The sequence below is a fragment of the Pseudomonas corrugata genome (genome assembly GCF_001269905.1).
Classification (GTDB): Bacteria; Pseudomonadota; Gammaproteobacteria; order Pseudomonadales; family Pseudomonadaceae; genus Aquipseudomonas; species Aquipseudomonas corrugata.
Genome location: NZ_LHVK01000014.1, coordinates 33,549 through 51,553, shown reverse-complemented (window position 1 = coordinate 51,553; position 18,005 = coordinate 33,549). Strand labels below are relative to the sequence as shown.

The window sequence follows — 18,005 nt, the reverse complement described above, 5'->3', positions numbered from 1 at the left end:
AAAACGGGCAGGGAGTGAAGAGGGACGCGAGTATAACCCAACAAAACCTCGGGATTCGTGTGGTCGCCCGGCCAAAAGCCGGGTTAGACTCCTTGACCCTGCCCAACCCGCCCAGTGATGCTTTCCGATGCTTGAACAGTACGTCAAAAAGATCCTCACCTCGCGCGTCTACGACGTCGCAGTAGAAACCCCGCTGCAGAACGCTCGCCAGCTTTCCGAGCGACTGGGCAACAGCATCTGGCTCAAGCGCGAAGACTTGCAGCCGGTGTTCTCGTTCAAGATTCGCGGGGCCTACAACAAGCTGACCCAGCTCAGCGATGAAGAGCGTTCACGCGGCGTGGTCACAGCGTCGGCGGGCAACCATGCCCAGGGCCTGGCCCTGGCCGCCAAGGTCCTGGGTGTGAAAGCCACCATCGTGATGCCCAAGACCACCCCGGAAATCAAGGTTGAAGGCGTGCGCTCCCGTGGCGGCAAAGTGGTGTTGCACGGCGACTCGTTCCCCGAGGCCCTGGCCTATTCGCTGAAACTGGTCGACGAAAAGGGTTACGTCTATATCCATCCCTACGACGATCCCCACACCATTGCCGGGCAGGGCACGGTGGCGATGGAAATCCTGCGTCAACATCCGGGGCGCCTGGACGCGATTTTCGTTCCGGTGGGCGGTGGCGGGCTGATTGCCGGGATCGCGGCCTACGTGAAATACCTGCGCCCCGAAATCAAGGTCATCGGTGTCGAACCCGACGACTCCAACTGCCTGCAGGCCGCCATGGCCGCTGGCGAGCGGGTGGTGTTGCCGACTGTCGGCCTGTTTGCCGACGGCGTCGCCGTGGCACAGATCGGCCAACACACCTTTGATATCTGCAAGCATCACGTCGATGAAGTCATCACCGTCAGCACCGACGAGATCTGCGCGGCAATCAAGGATATCTACGACGATACCCGCTCGATCACCGAACCTGCCGGCGCCTTGGGTGTGGCCGGGATCAAGAAATACGTCGAGTCACGCGGCATCAGTGGCCAGACCCTGGTCGCCATCGACTCCGGTGCCAACGTCAACTTCGACCGCCTGCGCCACGTGGCCGAGCGCGCTGAACTTGGCGAGGGTCGCGAAGCAATCATCGCGGTGACCATTCCCGAGCAACCAGGCAGCTTCAAGGCGTTCTGCGAGGCCGTCGGCAAGCGCCAGATCACCGAATTCAACTACCGCTACAACACCGGCAGCGAGGCGCACATCTTCGTAGGCGTGCAGACGCATCCGGAGAGCGACCCACGCAGCGCACTGATCGCCAGCCTGACCGAGCAAGGTTTCCCGGTCCTGGACCTGACTGACAACGAATTGGCCAAGCTGCATATCCGCCACATGGTCGGCGGGCACGCGGCCCATGTCATCGACGAGGTGGTGCTTCGCTTCGAATTCCCTGAACGTCCGGGCGCGCTGTTCAACTTCCTCAACAAGCTGGGCGGACGCTGGAACATTTCGATGTTCCATTATCGCAACCATGGCGCGGCGGACGGCCGTGTGGTTGCTGGCTTGCAAGTGCCCCACGATGAGCGCCATCTGGTACCAGCCGCCCTCGAGGAGATCGGCTATCCGTACTGGGATGAAAGCGATAACCCGGCGTACCAGTTATTCCTGGGTTGATAAAGAGCTAGGCTGTTGGGCACGGCTCAAGGAAATCGAACAATGGAAACGTTGACCGCGCTGAAGATCGCTCACGTCCTGGCTACTGCCCTGCTGCTGGTGGGCGCCGTGGGGCTGGCTATCTGGGTTTGGCGAACACGCCGCAACGGTGACGCCACGGCATCTGCCCGCGTATTGCAACGCCCGCGGGTGTTCGTCTGGCTGGTGATGGGGCTTTCCCTGGCGAGCCTGCCCTTCACGGGCTGGTGGATGGTTCATCAGATCGGCTGGCCGTTGGGACAGACCTGGCTGCTGGCCTCCAGCATTCTCTATACCTTGGCGGCGCTTGCAGGGTTCTGGCTTTTGGTGCGACTGAACAAGCGGCGCAGGCTGCCGACGGCGGGCAATGGCACCTTTACCTTGGCCTTGGCGCTGTTCAGTTTTGTCTGCTTGATCGCCATTGCCGGGTTGATGGGCGCCAAGCCGGTCTAGGATCTGGAACCGAGTCGGCTTCATCGCGAGCAGGCTCGCTCCCACAGGGGAAACGCATTCCAATGTGGGAGCGAGCCTGCTCGCGATGGCGATATCAGTCGCGCAGACTGATCACCGGCCAACCGCGTTTCTCGGCCTCAGCCCGCAGGTTCGGGTCCGGATCCACGGCGACCGGACGCGAAACCACCTCCAGCAACGGCAAGTCGTTCATCGAATCACTGTAGAAGTAGCTGCCGTCGAGGGAATACCCGGTTTCTTCCAGCCAGCGATTCAGGCGAGCCACCTTGCCTTCGCGGAAGCAGGGAATATCGGTGCTGCGTCCACTGTAGCGCCCATCGATCATCTCGCACTCGGTGGCGATCAGGGTTTCGACCCCCAGGCGCTCGGCAATCGGAGCGGTGACGAAGCGGTTGGTGGCGGTAATGATCACCAGTTTGTCGCCAGCTTCACGGTGCTTATCCAACAGTTCGATGGCTTGGGGCAACACGATAGGCTCGATGCAATCGCGCATGTAGTCCAGGTGCCATTGGGCCAGCACCTCCATTTCGGTGCGACCGAGGATTTCCAGGCAAAAGTTCAGGTATTCGGCATTATCGAGCTTGCCGGCCAGGTAATCCTGGTAGAACTGATCGTTGCGCGCCTTGTACGCGACGGCGTCCAGGAAGCCGCGCTCACACAGGTAATCGCCCCAGGCGTGATCGCTGTCGCCGCCCAACAGTGTGTTGTCCAGGTCGAATAAGGCCAGCCGCATTGCAGTTACTCGCTGAAATTTCTGAAGAAAGGCGTTCAGAATACGGACTTTTCACAAGAGTGCACATAACCTGGGCGGGCTCGTTGCTGCTTTCACAACCTTTGTGGAACAATGCGGCGACATGCGCTTGCGAGGTTGTTGCCGTGATCGATCCCGATGGTTTCCGACCCAATGTGGGGATCATTCTTACGAATGATGCCGGGCAGGTACTATGGGCTCGCCGTATCAATCAAGACGCCTGGCAGTTTCCTCAAGGCGGGATCAACCCCCAGGAGACGCCGGAAGAGGCTTTGTACCGCGAGTTGAACGAAGAAGTGGGGCTGGAGCGTGAAGATGTTGAAATACTCGCCTGCACCCGAGGCTGGTTGCGCTATCGTTTGCCGCAACGCTTGGTCAGAACGCACAGCCAACCGCTGTGCATTGGCCAGAAGCAGAAATGGTTTCTCCTGCGCCTGATCTCCAACGAGCAGCGGGTGCGGATGGATTTGACCGGTAAACCGGAGTTCGATGGCTGGCGCTGGGTCAGCTATTGGTATCCGCTGGGCCAGGTGGTGACATTCAAGCGCGAGGTGTATCGACGCGCTCTCAAAGAGCTTGCCCCGCGCCTGCTGACGCGCGACTGACGACGGAGTTCGACCCCGAGCCATGCTCAATACGCTGCGCAAGATCGTCCAGGAAGTTAACGCCGCCAAGGATCTCAAAGCGGCGTTGGGGATTATTGTGTTGCGCGTCAAAGAGGCCATGGGCAGCCAGGTCTGCTCGGTCTACCTGCTGGACCCCGAGACCAACCGTTTCGTGCTGATGGCCACCGAGGGCTTGAACAAGCGCTCGATCGGCAAGGTCAGCATGGCACCCAATGAAGGTCTGGTCGGCCTGGTCGGCACGCGCGAAGAGCCCCTGAACCTCGAAAACGCCGCGGACCACCCGCGCTACCGCTACTTCGCCGAAACCGGCGAGGAGCGCTATGCCTCGTTCCTCGGCGCACCGATCATCCACCACCGCCGCGTCGTCGGCGTGTTGGTCATACAGCAAAAGGAGCGCCGCCAGTTCGACGAGGGTGAAGAAGCCTTCCTCGTGACCATGAGCGCGCAACTGGCCGGGGTGATCGCCCACGCCGAGGCCACCGGCTCGATCAGCGGCTTGGGCCGCCAGGGCAAGGGCATCCAGGAAGCCAAGTTCGTCGGCGTGCCGGGGTCTCCGGGCGCGGCCGTGGGCACGGCGGTGGTCATGTTGCCGCCCGCCGACCTGGATGTGGTGCCGGACAAGGCCATCAGCGACATCGATGCCGAGCTGAAGCTGTTCAAGACCGCCATCGAAGGGGTGCGCGCCGACATGCGAGCCCTGTCGGCCAAACTGGCGACGCAGCTGCGCCCCGAAGAACGCGCCCTGTTCGACGTCTACCTGATGATGCTCGACGACGCCTCCCTGGGCAGCGAAGTGACCACGGTCATCAAGACTGGCCAATGGGCCCAGGGCGCGTTGCGCCAGGTGGTGACCGACCACGTCAACCGTTTCGAACTGATGGACGACGCTTACCTGCGCGAGCGTGCCTCGGACGTCAAGGACCTTGGCCGCCGCCTGCTGGCTTACTTGCAGCAGGAGCGCCAGCAGACCCTGGTCTACCCCGACAACACCATCCTGGTCAGCGAGGAGCTGACCCCGGCCATGCTCGGCGAGGTGCCCGAGGGCAAGCTGGCGGGGCTGGTCTCGGTATTGGGTTCGGGCAACTCCCATGTCGCGATCCTCGCCCGGGCCATGGGCATTCCCACGGTGATGGGCCTGGTGGACCTGCCGTACTCCAAGGTCGACGGCATCCAGATGATCGTCGACGGCTACCATGGCGAGGTCTACACCAACCCCAGCGAGGTGCTTCGCAAGCAGTTTGCCGATGTGGTGGAGGAAGAAAAACAACTGTCCCTGGGCCTGGATGCGCTGAGGGATCTGCCCTGTGTGACGCCCGACGGCCATCGCATGCCGCTGTGGGTCAACACCGGCCTGCTGGCCGACGTGGCCCGGGCGCAGAAGCGCGGCGCCGAGGGTGTGGGCCTGTACCGCACCGAAGTGCCATTCATGATCAACCAGCGCTTCCCCAGCGAAAAGGAACAACTGGCGATCTACCGCGAGCAACTGGCCGCGTTCCATCCGCAGCCGGTGACCATGCGCAGCCTGGACATTGGCGGCGACAAGGCCTTGTCCTACTTCCCGATCAAGGAAGAAAACCCCTTCCTCGGCTGGCGCGGGATTCGCGTGACGCTCGACCATCCGGAAATCTTCCTGGTCCAGGCCCGTGCCATGCTCAAGGCCAGCGAAGGGCTGAATAACCTGCGCATCCTGTTGCCGATGATCTCCGGCACCCATGAGCTGGAAGAAGCCCTGCACCTGATCCACCGGGCCTGGGGCGAAGTGCGCGACGAAGGCACCGACGTGCCGATGCCGCCGGTTGGCGTCATGATCGAGATCCCGGCAGCGGTGTACCAGACCAAGGAACTGGCGCGGCAGGTGGACTTCCTCTCGGTCGGCTCCAACGACCTGACGCAGTACCTGCTGGCCGTGGACCGCAACAACCCACGGGTGGCCGACCTGTACGACTACCTGCACCCTGCCGTGCTGCAGGCCTTGCAGACCGTGGTGCGTGACGCCCATGCCGAAGGCAAGCCGGTGAGTATCTGCGGTGAAATGGCCGGCGATCCGGCCGCGGCGGTACTGTTGATGGCGATGGGTTTCGACAGCTTGTCGATGAACGCCACCAACCTGCCCAAAGTGAAGTGGATGCTGCGCCAGATCAACCTCAGCAAAGCCCAGGAACTGCTGGCGGAGGTGATGACCATTGATAATCCGCAGGTCATCCATAGCTCGTTGCAACTGGCGCTGAAGAACCTTGGATTGGCGCGGATGATCAATCCTGCGTCGAACAAGACACTCTAACCGTTGGACCGCCATCGCGAGCAGGCTCGCTCCCACAATGGTTCTCGGTCGGACACAAACTCCGTGTTCGCTGGAGACTCAGTGTGGGAGCGAGCCTGCTCTCGATGAGGCCAGCGCAGTCACCACAACACTAAACCCTGACCTCGACCTCCCCCAAATGCCCCCCATGGGGCCCGAAGCTGCGTTCGACCATGTGCCGCGCCCCATCGGCCTGGACAATCAACGCCGTACTCGCCCGCGTCCCATACGCCGGGCTGGCAATGAACACACTCGACAGCAGCGTCTCGGTCGCCACCCCCACTCCGGTGTCCGGCAGTTCCGCCAAGGGCGCCGGTAGCGGATCATTCAGTAGCGCCAGCAGACTCGGAGGCTGCGCAGTGGCGAGCACCTCAACCAATGCCGCCCGGGCCTTGAGCAACTTGGGCCAAGGCGTGTTCAGCCCGGCGTTCGACAACCCGTAGACGCCTTCGGCCAAGCGCTGTGGCCGGGCATCGCGGGCGTTGTAGTGCCACAGCTCGCTGCCGTCGCCGAGCAGCAGGTTGAACCCGCCATACTCGCCGGCACGGGGCACGATTTCGCTCAGGTAGTCGGCGATCGACAGATTCCCGGTCAGGAACCGAGCCACCAGCTCGCCACGAGACTTGAACGCCGGCAACTGGTCTGGATCACGGATATTCGTCAGGGCCGCAAAGCGACTGTCGGCGCCGATCCCGAGCCAGGTGCCACCGGCCTCCAGGTCGCGACCAGCGTAGACATGGGGAGCGTCAGGCCATTGGGCCAGGGGCAGGGTCGGGCGCGCGTAGAACTCGTCACGATTGGCCGCCACGATCAGCGGTTGGGCGTGACCAGGTCGCCAGGCAAATACGATCAGGCACATCAGGTAGTCCCCATTAACAAGACCCAGCACAGTTCCTGTGGCGAGGGGATTCAGCGAAACGTCGCACCGCCCCGCTGGCTGCGAAGCAGCCCCAAAGCAATTTATCTGGCACACCGAGGTGTCCAATTTTTAGGGCCGCTTCGCGCCCCAGCGGGGATAAATCCCCTCGCCACAGGGTTTTGCATCGGATTGACGTTCCACTCTAACCGACACATCGCCCGCGCATCCATCGCCTTCAGTGGAGCACAAGGCCATCGATCCGTTACCATGCCGCTCTTGTTTCGGGGATGGGCGGGGGACGCTGGTGGAATTCGTGATCTATCTGCTGCTCGGTGCCTGCGCCGGGGTGCTGGCCGGGTTGTTCGGCGTGGGTGGCGGGATGATCATTGTCCCGGTGCTGGTGTTCAGCTTCACCCTGCAGGGATTCGACCCGCAGGTATTGACGCACCTGGCCGTTGGTACGTCCCTGGCATCAATCATCTTCACCTCGGTCAATGCCGTGCGCGAGCACCAGCGCAAAGGCGCGGTACGCTGGCCAATTTTCGCCTGGATGACCGTCGGGATCCTGATCGGTGCCGGTTTCGGCGCTGTCACCGCCGAAGCGATTTCCGGGCCCCACCTGCAAAAGATCATCGGTGTGTTCGCCATGATCGTCGCTGCGCAACTGGCCCTGGATTTCAGACCCAAGGCCAGCCGCACCGTACCTGGCAAGGCCGGGTTGACCCTGGCCGGTACAATCGTCGGCTGGGCCTCGGCGATTTTCGGCATCGGCGGCGGTTCGCTGACCGTGCCATTCCTGACCTGGCGCAGCGTGTCCATGCAGCAGGCGGTGGCCACCTCGTCGGCCTGCGGCTTGCCGATAGCACTGGTCAGTGCATTAAGTTTCATGATTCTGGGCTGGCACGATCCGCTGTTACCGGCCCATAGTCTCGGTTTTGTGTATTTGCCGGCGCTGCTGGGCATCGCCCTGACGAGCATGGTATTCGCCCGTGTCGGCGCAAGACTGGCCCATCGCCTGTCGCCACGCTTGCTCAAGCGGCTGTTCGCGGCTTTGCTGTTCTGCGTGGGGCTGAGTTTTCTGCTCTGACGCAATCCTGGCTTAATCCCGAGGTGACAGGGTCACCCGCATATTTTTGACGTTTACGAGGAATATCAATGCTGCCTTACCCGCAGATCGATCCGGTGGCCCTGGCCATCGGTCCGCTGAAAATCCACTGGTACGGCCTGATGTACCTGGTCGGCATCGGCGGTGCCTGGCTGCTGGCGTCGCGACGGCTCAACCGTTTCGATCCGACCTGGAACAAGGAAAAACTCTCCGACCTGGTGTTCTGGCTATCCATGGGGGTGATCGTCGGCGGACGCCTGGGCTATGTGCTGTTCTATGACCTGAGCGCCTACCTGGCGAACCCGACGCTGATCTTCGAGGTCTGGAAGGGCGGCATGTCGTTCCACGGAGGCTTCATCGGTGTAATGCTGGCGGCGGTGTGGTTTGGCAAGCGCAACAACAAGTCGTTCTTCGAGCTGATGGACTTCATCGCGCCGATGGTCCCGATCGGCCTGGGCGCCGGACGCATCGGCAACTTCATCAACGCCGAATTGTGGGGCAAGCCGACCGACGTGCCGTGGGCGATGATCTTCCCGCCGTTCAGCGATCCGGCGCAGTTGCCGCGCCATCCGTCGCAGCTCTATCAGTTTGCCCTCGAAGGCGTGGCACTATTCTTAATTCTCTGGCTGTTCTCACGCAAGCCGCGGCCCACGATGGCAGTGTCCGGGATGTTCGCGCTTTTTTACGGCATCTTCCGCTTCATCGTTGAGTTCGTCCGCGTACCGGACGCCCAGCTGGGCTATCTGGCATGGAACTGGCTGACCATGGGTCAACTGCTGTGCCTGCCGATGATCGTCGGTGGTCTGGTGCTGATCTGGCTGGCTTATCATCGTGCGCCGGCTGCGGCGGCCAAGGCTTAAAATTCGAAACCCGAGGCGCTGGCCTCGGGCTCAAGGACACAGGTAATCCATGAAGCAATATCTCGATCTGGTGGCCCATGTCATCGAGAACGGCACCAAGCAAGCCAACCGCACGGGCGTCAACACCATCAGTTTTCCTGGTGCCATGCTGCGCTATGACCTGAAGGATGGTTTCCCGGCCATCACCACCCGCAAGATGGCGTTCAAATCGGCTATCGGCGAGATGTGCGGATTCCTCCGCGGGGTCAACAACGCCGCCGAATTCCGCGCCTTGGGCTGCAAGGTCTGGGACCAGAACGCCAACGAAAACACCCAGTGGCTGGCCAACCCGTTCCGCCAGGGAGAGGACGACCTGGGCGAGATCTACGGCGTGCAGTGGCGCAAGTGGCCGGCCTACAAGCAGATCCCCGTAGGCAATCCGGCGGCCATCGAGCAGACCCTGGCCCAAGGCTACCGGCAGATTGCCGAAGGCGAAGAAAACGGCCAGGCCTATGTGGTGCTGTACAAGGCCATCGACCAGGTTCGCCAGTGCGTCGACACCATCATCAAGGACCCGGGCAGCCGCCGCATCCTGTTCCACGGCTGGAACTGCGCCCAGCTCGATGAAATGGCCCTGCCGCCGTGCCATCTGCTCTATCAGTTCCACCCGAATGTCGAGACGAAGGAAATTTCCCTGACCCTCTACATCCGCTCCAACGACCTGGGACTGGGCACGCCGTTCAATCTCACCGAAGGCGCCGCCCTGCTGAGCCTGATCGGCCGCCTGACCGGCTACACGCCGCGCTGGTTCACCTATTTCATCGGTGACGCCCACGTCTACGAAAACCACCTGGACATGCTCAAGGAACAACTCACCCGCGAGCCGTTCCCGATGCCGAGGCTGGTGATTTGCGAGCGGGTACCGGAGTTTGCCAAGACGGGCGTGTACCAGCCCGAGTGGCTGGAACAGGTGGAGCCGAGCGACTTCTCCCTTGAAGGCTACCAGCACCATGCGCCGATGACCGCGCCGATGGCGGTCTAAAGCACACCACTATCCCTGTGTGCGAGTCTGTGGGAGCAAAGCTTGCTCGCGACGAACGATGCGCGATCTACTGACGGATCGAGGTGTTTTCATCGCGAGCAAGCTTTGCTCCCACAGGCCCAGCCCATAGGCCTCTGTGTATTCGGATTGGCGGCAAGGGCTCAATGCCCGTGACTGCGCCCCACATGTGAATGCTCTACCTCCGGCGCCACCGCTCCGCTCACTTCCAGGCGCTGCAAGATCCCGCACTGGTCCGGATCCGGCCCTTTGTCGCAGCGATGGCGCAGGTCGATCAGTTGTGCCTGCAAGGCCAGCAGGCCATCAATGCGAGTCTTGACGTGGAGAATATGTTCGTCGACCAGCGCGTTGACGCTCTCGCACTGATCCTGGGGACTGTCACGCAGTGCCAGCAAGCTGCGGATTTCTTCCAGGGTCATGTCCAGAGTGCGGCAGTTGCGAATGAACGTCAGCCGCTCGGCGTGGGCCTGGGTGTAGACGCGGTAGTTGCCATCGCTGCGAGCCGGCTCCGGCAGCAGGCCTTCGCGTTCGTAGTAACGGATGGTTTCGACCTGGCAGTCGGTGATTTTCGCCAGTTCGCCGATCTTCATGGCATTGCCTCCAGAACAGGTGCTTGACCCTATAGTGGCTACAGGGTCTTTACTGTGCAACAAGCACTTCTCATGGACGTAACCCGATGAGCGACTCTCTCCACATCCATAAGCCCGCCCACGACCATGGCCACGGGCATTCCTGCTGCGCTTCGAAAGCCGCGCCTTCTGTGGTCAATCTCGGTAAAGCGCCGACGGACGGTGCTCGGCTGAGCAGTTTTCGCATCGAAGCGATGGACTGCCCCACCGAGCAGACGCTGATCCAGAACAAGCTCGGCAAGCTCGAAGGCGTGCAGCAGCTGGAATTCAACTTGATCAATCGCGTATTGGGCGTGACCCACGACCTGCCCGACGATGGGCCGATCATCCATGCGATCCAGTCCCTCGGCATGCAGGCCGAGCCGCTGACCCCGGGTCAGGAGCAACAAACCAGCGACCTGCCGGCCCCGGCCAAACCGTGGTGGCCGCTGGCGTTGTCCGGCGTCACTGCCTTGGGCGCCGAACTGATCCATTTCACCAATGCCGCGCCTGGCTGGGTGGTCGCCGTGGTAGCACTGGTGTCGATCCTCAGTGGCGGCCTGGGCACCTACAAGAAGGGTTGGATCGCCCTGAAGAACCTCAACCTGAACATCAATGCGTTGATGAGCATCGCCGTGACCGGCGCGGTTTTGATCGGGCAGTGGCCGGAAGCGGCCATGGTAATGTTTCTGTTCACCGTGGCCGAGCTGATCGAAGCCAAATCCCTCGACCGGGCGCGCAATGCCATCAGCGGTCTGATGCAGATGGCCCCGGAACAGGCCACGGTGCAACAGCCCGATGGCACCTGGCAGGTACAGGAAGTCAAGGCCATCGCCCTCGGCGCGCGGGTTCGGGTTCGCCCCGGCGAGCGCGTCGGACTGGACGGTGAGGTAGTGGCCGGTCGTTCGACCATCGACCAGGCGCCGATCACCGGTGAAAGCCTGCCGGTGGAAAAAACCGTGGGCGATAAAGTGTTCGCCGGCACCATCAACCAGGCCGGCGAGTTGGAGTACAGCGTGACCGCGGCGGCCGACCACTCCACCCTGGCACGGATCATCCACGCCGTGGAGCAGGCCCAGGGCTCCCGTGCGCCGACCCAGCGCTTCGTCGACCGATTCTCGAGAGTCTATACCCCGGCGGTGTTTGCCCTGGCGCTGGCGGTGGCTGTCATTGCGCCATTGTTCATGGGCGCGGAGTGGTTCGACTGGATCTACCGGGCCCTGGTGCTCCTGGTGGTGGCCTGCCCCTGTGCGCTGGTGATTTCCACGCCGGTGACCATCGTCAGCGGTCTTGCCGCGGCAGCGCGCAAAGGCATCCTGGTCAAGGGCGGCGTATACCTGGAGGGTGGCTACAAGCTCGACTACCTGACCTTGGACAAGACCGGCACGATCACCCACGGCAAACCGGCACAGACCGACTACGTGGTGCTGGACACGACCATGGAGACCATCGCCCCGACCTTGGCCGCCAGTCTCGCAGCCCGCTCCGACCACCCCGTGTCCCGGGCCATTGCCGCGGTGGATAAACAATCGGCGCCGCAGCCTGTGGATAACTTCGAAGCCCTCCCCGGTCGTGGGGTTCGAGGTGATATCAATGGCCAGACCTACCATCTGGGTAATCATCGCCTGGTGGAGGACCTGGGCCAGTGTTCCCCGGAACTGGAAGAGAAACTTTTCGCCCTGGAAAAACAAGGCAAGTCCGTCGTGCTGCTGCTCGACGGCTCAGGTCCCCTGGCGCTGTTCGCCGTGGCTGACACCGTGAAGGACTCCAGCCGCGAAGCCATCCGGCAACTGCATGAACTGGGCATCAAGACCTTGATGCTCACCGGCGACAACGCCCATACCGCCGAAGCGATTGCCGGCCAGGTCGGCATGGATCAGGCGCGAGGTGACCTGCTGCCGGAGGACAAGCTGCAGGCCATCGAAGCGCTGTACGCCCAAGGTCACCGGGTTGGCATGGTCGGCGATGGCATCAACGACGCCCCCGCCCTGGCCCGAGCGGAAATCGGCTTCGCCATGGCGGCGGCTGGTACCGATACGGCCATCGAGACGGCCGATGTGGCCTTGATGGACGATGATCTGCGCAAGATTCCGGCCTTCATCCGCCTCTCGCGGCAAACCTCGAGCATCCTGAAACAGAACATCGCCCTGGCGCTGGTGATCAAGGCGATCTTCCTCGGCGTGACCTTCGCCGGGTTCGCCACCATGTGGATGGCAGTGTTTGCCGACATGGGGGTAAGTTTGCTGGTGGTGTTCAATGGGTTGCGGTTGTTGCGTAAATGAAGGTGTAGCTGCGCGCAACACACAACCATTGTGGCGAGACCAAAAACCTGTGGGAGCAACGCTTGCTCGCGATAGCGGCAGACCAGCCAGGATTCATGTCGACTGGCTTACCGTAATCGCGAGCAAGCGCTGCTCCCACAGGTTTTGGCGCCTCGCCACAGAAACCATCAATCGCGTTGCGGCTCGCGAATCTTGTACCAGGCCACATACAACGCCGGCAGAAACAGCAGGGTCAGCAGCGTGGCGATGATGATCCCGCCGATCATCGCGTAGGCCATCGGTCCCCAGAACACTTCCCGGGCAATCGGGATCATCCCCAGGCTCGCCGCAGCCGCCGTGAGCAGGATCGGTCGTCGCCGGTGTTGGGTGGCTTGCACCACCGCATCCCAAGGTTCATACCCGTCACGTTCATACTCATCGATCTGGGTGACCAGAATCACCGAGTTGCGGATGATGATGCCAATCAGCGCAAGAATCCCCAAGATCGCCACGAAGCCCATGGGCGTGCCGGTCGGGACCAGCGCCAGAACCACGCCAATCAATCCGAGGGGCGCGACGCTGGCTACCAGGAACAGCTTCTGCACGCTGTGCAACTGGATCATCAGGAACGTCGCCATCAGGAACAGCATCAGCGGCACCACACTGGCAATCGGTCCCTGGGCCTTGCCGCTCTCCTCTACCGTGCCCCCGGTAGCGACCTTGTACCCCACGGGCAGGCCAGCGGCGAACTTGTCGATGTCCGGTTGCAGCTGCTTCACCAGATCGGTGGGTTGAATTTGATCGCGCACGGCAGCCTTGATGGTGATCGTGGGCTTGCGGTCACGCCGCCACACCAGCGGCTGCTCCAGTTCATAGCGCACCGTGGCGAACGCCAGCAACGGAATCGACGTGCCGCCCGGCGTGACAATCTGCAGGTTCTGCAAGGTTTCCGGCGAGCCACGTTCGCTGTCCACGGCACGCCCGACCACGTTGATCAGGTAGATATCATCGTCGACCTGGGTGACCGGCGATCCGCTGACGATGCTGTTCATCAGCTTGGCCACATCATCGGAAGACAACCCCAGTTGCCGCGCCTTGTCCTGGGCGATGTCGATGCGCAGGACCTTGCCCGGCTCGTTCCAGTCATAAATGATTTCGCCGATGTGCTCGTTCTTGTCCAGCTCAGTGGCCAGTTCGATAGCATGCTTGCGCACTTGGTCGATATCCTTGCCGCTGACCCGGTACTGGATCGGCCGCCCTACCGGCGGCCCCATTTCCAGCGGCTGCACGTAGCTGCCAATACCGACGAAGTCCTCGCGCAGACGTTTTTGCAGGCGCTCGGTGAGGGCCGCGCGCGATTCCAGGCCCTTGCTGACGATCACCAATTGCGCGTAATAGGGGTTCTGCAGTTGCTGGTCCAACGGCAGATAGAAACGAATTGCGCCTTCGCCAATGTAGGTGCTCCAACGCTCGATGTCCGGGTCGCCTTTGAGTGTCGCTTCCAGACGGTCGACGGCCTTGCGGGTCTCATCCATCGAGGCGTTCTGCGGCAGGTTGAGGTCCACCAGGATCTCGGGCCGGTCCGAAGACGGGAAGAACTGGTTCTGCACGAAGCGCATGCAGAACACCGCCAGCACAAACAGCAGCACGGTGATGCCGATAGCCCACCAACGATTGCGCATCGCCCACAGCAGGCCGCCATTGAACGCCCGACCGATCCTCCCCGGCTCGGTGTCGTGGGGTTTCACGTTGGTGCTGAGGATATGCACGCCGATCACCGGGGCGAACAGCACCGCGACGATCCAGGACACCAGCATCGCCACGGCAATCACCGCGAACAGGGTAAAGGTATATTCGCCGGCGGAACTGGCGTTCAGGCCGATGGGCACGAAACCGGCGACGGTGACGAGGGTGCCGGTGAGCATAGGAAATGCAGTCGAGGTGTAGGCGAAGGTCGCGGCCTGCTCCTTGGTCTCACCTTTTTCCAGGCGCGTGACCATCATTTCCACGGTGATCATCGCGTCATCCACCAGCAGGCCGAGGGCGATGATCAACGCGCCGAGGGAGATCCGCTGCATGGTGATGCCGCTGTATTCCATGAACACAAAGACCATCGCCAGCACCAGGGGAATCGAGCAGGCCACCACCAGCCCCGCACGTATGCCGAGACTGATGAAGCTGACCACGAGCACGATCACCACCGCCTCGAACAAGGCGCTGGTAAAGCCGCCGACCGCCTCCTGAACCACCTCGGCCTGGTCCGAAACCGTATGCACGCCGATGCCTACCGGCAGGTCGGCAGTCAGTTCGTTCATGCGGGCGTGCAGCGCCCTGCCGAACTCCTGAATGTTGCCGCCCTTTTTCATGGCAATGGCCAGGCCGATGGCCGGCGTTCCATTGAAACGGAACAGCGGCGTAGCCGGATCGACGTAACCACGACTGATGTCAGCAATGTCAGCCAATCGATAGAACCGATCATTGAGTCGCAGGTTGACGTTCGCCAGGTCCTTTTCCGACTGGAACTGCCCGGACGTGCGCACGGAAATCCGCTCCGGCCCGGCGTCAATCACCCCGGCAGGCGTCACCGCGTTCTGCGATTGCAGGCTCTGCACCACCTGGCGCTGGTCGATACCCAAAGCAGCGAGCTTGCGGGTGGAGAAGTTCAGGTACAGCACTTCATTCTGCTCGCCGAGCATTTCCACCTTGCCCAGACCAGGCACGTCACGGATTTCGGCCCGCACTTGCTCCACGTAGTCGCGCAACTGGCGCATCGACAGGCCGTCGCCGGTAAAGGCATACACAGAACCGTACACGTCTCCGAACTCATCGTTGAAACCTGGCCCCTGCAACCCTTCGGGGAAGTCGCCGCGGATGTCGTTGATCTTCTTGCGCACCTGATACCAGATCTGGGGAATATCCTTGGCGCTGGTGGTGTCGAGCAAGTACACGAATACCGTCGACTCGCCAGGCCGGGTGTAGCTTTTGACGTAGTCGAGGGAGTCGAGCTCTTCGAGTTTTTTCTCGATGCGATCGGTGACCTGCTTGAGAGTTTCCTCCTGGGTCGCACCCGGCCAGCGGGTCTGGATGATCATGGTCTTGATGGTGAACGACGGATCTTCTTCGCGGCCCAGGTTCACGTAGGAAAACACGCCCATCAACAACGCAACGAACATCAGGTACCAGACAAACGACTGATGCCGCAGAGCCCATTCGGACAGGTTGAAAGGCCCTTTCATCGTGCGTCCTCGTCGAGTTTCACTTTCTGTCCTGGCTGGAGGCTGTTGACGCCGGCGCTGACCACGCGGTCGCCGGGCTTGATGCCGTTGGCCACCAGCACCGTGTCGGCCGAGCGTTCGAGAATGTTCACCTCACGGGGGAAAACGGTCTGGCTCTGCGGGTCGACGAGCCAGATCCGCGCCTTGCCATCGACCTCCTGCAACACACTGAGCGGCAACTCGATGCGCGGCTCGATGGCCGAGCTCACTGTCACGCTGATGGCCGTCCCCAGACGCAGGCCGGGAGGGGCGTCGGTCAAGGTCAGACGCGCACGACGGGTGCGGGTGGCGCTCTCGGCCTGGGGCTCGATCTCGCGCACGATGGCAGTGGTGCGGATACTCGGGTCCAGTTGCGCCGCAACTTCGAACACCACGTCTTCGGGCAAGCGCTCGACCAGCCCGGCCGGCAGGTCGATCACCGCCTCCTTGATGTCCGGACGGGCCAGGGTCACCACTTGTTGGCCGGCGGTTACCACCTGCCCGGCTTCTGCAGTCCACGCGGTGACAACGGCGTCGTGGTCGGTACGCAGCTCGCTGTAGTTGAGCTGGTCACGGGCCTGTTCCACCGCAGCCCGGGCCTGTTCGAGGGCGGCACCAGTGGTTTTCAGGTCGGTCTGAGCGACATCCAGCTGCGCCTGGGCACCGACACCCCGATCGAACAACTGCTGCTGGCGACGGGCATTGGCCTGGGCATTGATGTACTGCGCCTCGATCCGCGCAAGGTCGCCCTGAGCAGAACGCAAGCGGTTCTGTTGATCGGTGGGGTCGAGGGTCGCCAGCAAGTCACCTTTTTTCACTTCGGCACCGACATCGACATGACGGCTGGCAATTCGCCCAGGTACCCGGAAACCCACACTGGTCTCGTAACGCGCCTGGATATTTCCGGCGAAGCGTCCGAGTGGCTGCTGGTCGAGCGCCTGGACTTCGATGGACAACACCGGACGTACCGGCTCAGGCGGCGCATCTTCCTTCGAGCAGGCAACCAGGACCAGGCTCACCAGGACCATCCCCAAGCGCTTCATGGCTGAGCTCCTGCCGGAGATTCATCATGGGTGTTTTCAGCGATCTCGACGCGCACGCCGGGATGCAGCAATTGCCCGCCGGCGGTGACAACTGTCTCGCCACCCTTGAGCCCATCGCTGATGATGACTTTTCCGGTCAGATACCGGCCGACGGTGACGGTGCGCAACTGCGCCCGACCTTCGCCATCTAACACCCATACGGCGGGCTCGCTGAGGTCCTTGGTCAGTGCCGACCAGGGCAACTCCACAGCTGTCTTGCCGGCGGACTTGGCGGTGGCGCTGACCACCGACCCCAGGTGCATGCCTTCGGGCAATTCGTTGAGGCTAACCTTGACCCTTACGGTGCCGGTCTCGGCGGACACCGCCGGGGTGATCTCGCGCACCTTGCCGGTAGTCTGGATGGCCGGGTTATCCAGCAGGCTGATGACAATGGCCGGATCCGAGGGAGACTCCCTCAGCAGGGATTCGTAGATGTTGAACACCGCGTCACGCTCGCCGTCCCGGGCCAGGCTGAAGATCGGCTCCGTGGCCTGTACTACCTGGCCAACCTCGGCCTGGCGCGCCGTGATGATGCCTGGCGCCTCGGCAAACAGCGCGGTGTAGCTCAGTTGTTCCCGCGCATTGGCCAACTGGGCCTGGGCGGCCGTCAGTGCGCTCTGGCTACTGCGCAATTGCGCCTGGGCCGCGTCGTATTCACTCTGGCTGGTGTAGCCCTTAGGCAAAAGTTTTTGCTGGCGCACGAAGGCTGCCGCGCTTTGCTTGACCCGCGCCTGTTCGGCGGCCACCTGGGCCTCGGCGGAATCAGCGTTGGTCTGCAAATCCCGAGGGTCGAGCCGGGCCAGCACTTGCCGGGCCGAGACACGGTCACCGACATCGACTTTGCGTTCGATGATTTTGCCGCCTACACGAAACGACAGATCAGTCTGAACCCGAGCCTGGATATCCCCGGTCAAGGTTACCGAGGCTGCGTACTCGGTTGGCACGGCTTGCTGAACGAAAACCCGTGGCAGGGCTTTTTCACCGATTTTTTCGTCACCGCATCCCACCAACAACGCACACAAGCCCAGGCAAACAAACAGTTTGTTTCGGGGACCAGCCATGCAGACTCCTTGCATTGCACGAATGTGCCAGTGACGATACGACTGTGAGCTTAGAACAGGGTTCCACGG

14 protein-coding genes are annotated in these 18,005 nt (G+C 62.0%); 8 read left to right on the top strand and 6 right to left on the bottom strand.

Features of this window, described 5'->3' with window-relative positions:
• The first annotated feature begins 127 nt into the window (after positions 1–127).
• Positions 128–1,642 carry a threonine ammonia-lyase, biosynthetic gene (ilvA, locus tag AD665_RS18495; RefSeq protein WP_053193093.1) on the top strand — a complete coding sequence of 505 codons (1,515 nt, stop codon included), beginning with the start codon at positions 128–130 and terminating at the stop codon, positions 1,640–1,642.
• A gap of 42 nt (positions 1,643–1,684) precedes the next feature.
• Positions 1,685–2,113, top strand: coding sequence for a DUF2269 domain-containing protein (locus AD665_RS18490; protein ID WP_024777957.1), 429 nt, complete (start codon positions 1,685–1,687; stop codon positions 2,111–2,113).
• Positions 2,114–2,207: 94 nt separating this feature from the next.
• Here AD665_RS18490 and AD665_RS18485 read toward each other — a convergent pair whose 3' ends face one another.
• Positions 2,208–2,864, bottom strand: coding sequence for a histidinol-phosphatase (locus tag AD665_RS18485; RefSeq protein WP_053193091.1), 657 nt, complete (start codon positions 2,862–2,864; stop codon positions 2,208–2,210).
• A 143-nt stretch (positions 2,865–3,007) separates the two neighbouring features.
• On the opposite strand from AD665_RS18485, the gene AD665_RS18480 reads away from it, so the two are divergent.
• Positions 3,008–3,487 (top strand): RNA pyrophosphohydrolase, encoded by a 480-nt coding sequence (locus AD665_RS18480; RefSeq protein ID WP_003186867.1) that lies wholly within the window; start codon positions 3,008–3,010, stop codon positions 3,485–3,487.
• A 22-nt stretch (positions 3,488–3,509) separates the two neighbouring features.
• Positions 3,510–5,789 carry a phosphoenolpyruvate--protein phosphotransferase gene (gene ptsP / locus AD665_RS18475; protein ID WP_024777955.1) on the top strand — a complete coding sequence of 760 codons (2,280 nt, stop codon included), beginning with the start codon at positions 3,510–3,512 and terminating at the stop codon, positions 5,787–5,789.
• A gap of 130 nt (positions 5,790–5,919) precedes the next feature.
• Here ptsP and AD665_RS18470 read toward each other — a convergent pair whose 3' ends face one another.
• Entirely contained in the window at positions 5,920–6,666 is a 747-nt protein-coding gene (locus AD665_RS18470) for an NRDE family protein (RefSeq protein ID WP_053193088.1), read from the bottom strand.
• A gap of 304 nt (positions 6,667–6,970) precedes the next feature.
• Between AD665_RS18470 and AD665_RS18465 the strand changes: the two genes are divergently transcribed.
• From AD665_RS18465 to AD665_RS18455, 3 genes are all read left to right on the top strand, one after another.
• The gene (locus tag AD665_RS18465; RefSeq protein WP_053193085.1) at positions 6,971–7,753 is read left to right on the top strand and encodes a sulfite exporter TauE/SafE family protein; all 783 of its coding nucleotides are present in this window, start codon (positions 6,971–6,973) and stop codon (positions 7,751–7,753) included.
• Positions 7,754–7,821: 68 nt separating this feature from the next.
• Positions 7,822–8,631 (top strand): prolipoprotein diacylglyceryl transferase, encoded by an 810-nt coding sequence (lgt, locus tag AD665_RS18460; protein ID WP_024777952.1) that lies wholly within the window; start codon positions 7,822–7,824, stop codon positions 8,629–8,631.
• Positions 8,632–8,680: 49 nt separating this feature from the next.
• Positions 8,681–9,652, top strand: a complete 972-nt coding sequence (locus AD665_RS18455; RefSeq protein WP_053193082.1) for a thymidylate synthase — start codon at positions 8,681–8,683, stop codon at positions 9,650–9,652.
• Between the two features lie 161 nt (positions 9,653–9,813).
• Here AD665_RS18455 and cadR read toward each other — a convergent pair whose 3' ends face one another.
• Positions 9,814–10,260: a Cd(II)/Pb(II)-responsive transcriptional regulator gene (gene cadR / locus AD665_RS18450; protein WP_024777950.1), complete on the bottom strand. Its 447-nt coding sequence runs from the start codon at positions 10,258–10,260 to the stop codon at positions 9,814–9,816.
• A gap of 86 nt (positions 10,261–10,346) precedes the next feature.
• Here cadR and AD665_RS18445 point away from each other — a divergent pair, with 86 nt between their 5' ends.
• A complete protein-coding gene (locus AD665_RS18445; protein WP_024777949.1) occupies positions 10,347–12,560 on the top strand; it encodes a heavy metal translocating P-type ATPase in 2,214 nt (737 codons plus the stop codon).
• A 167-nt stretch (positions 12,561–12,727) separates the two neighbouring features.
• Here the strand turns inward: AD665_RS18445 and AD665_RS18440 are convergent, their stop codons facing one another.
• The 3 genes from AD665_RS18440 to AD665_RS18430 are packed head-to-tail and all read right to left on the bottom strand — an operon-like array spanning position 12,728 to position 17,936.
• Positions 12,728–15,775 carry an efflux RND transporter permease subunit gene (locus AD665_RS18440; RefSeq protein WP_053193080.1) on the bottom strand — a complete coding sequence of 1,016 codons (3,048 nt, stop codon included), beginning with the start codon at positions 15,773–15,775 and terminating at the stop codon, positions 12,728–12,730.
• Positions 15,772–16,836 (bottom strand): efflux RND transporter periplasmic adaptor subunit, encoded by a 1,065-nt coding sequence (locus tag AD665_RS18435; RefSeq protein WP_024777947.1) that lies wholly within the window; start codon positions 16,834–16,836, stop codon positions 15,772–15,774. The genes AD665_RS18440 and AD665_RS18435 overlap by 4 nt, the downstream gene beginning before the upstream one ends.
• The gene (locus tag AD665_RS18430; RefSeq protein ID WP_053193078.1) at positions 16,833–17,936 is read right to left on the bottom strand and encodes an efflux RND transporter periplasmic adaptor subunit; all 1,104 of its coding nucleotides are present in this window, start codon (positions 17,934–17,936) and stop codon (positions 16,833–16,835) included. Before AD665_RS18430 ends, AD665_RS18435 begins: the two co-directional genes overlap by 4 nt.
• Positions 17,937–18,005 lie beyond the last annotated feature (69 nt).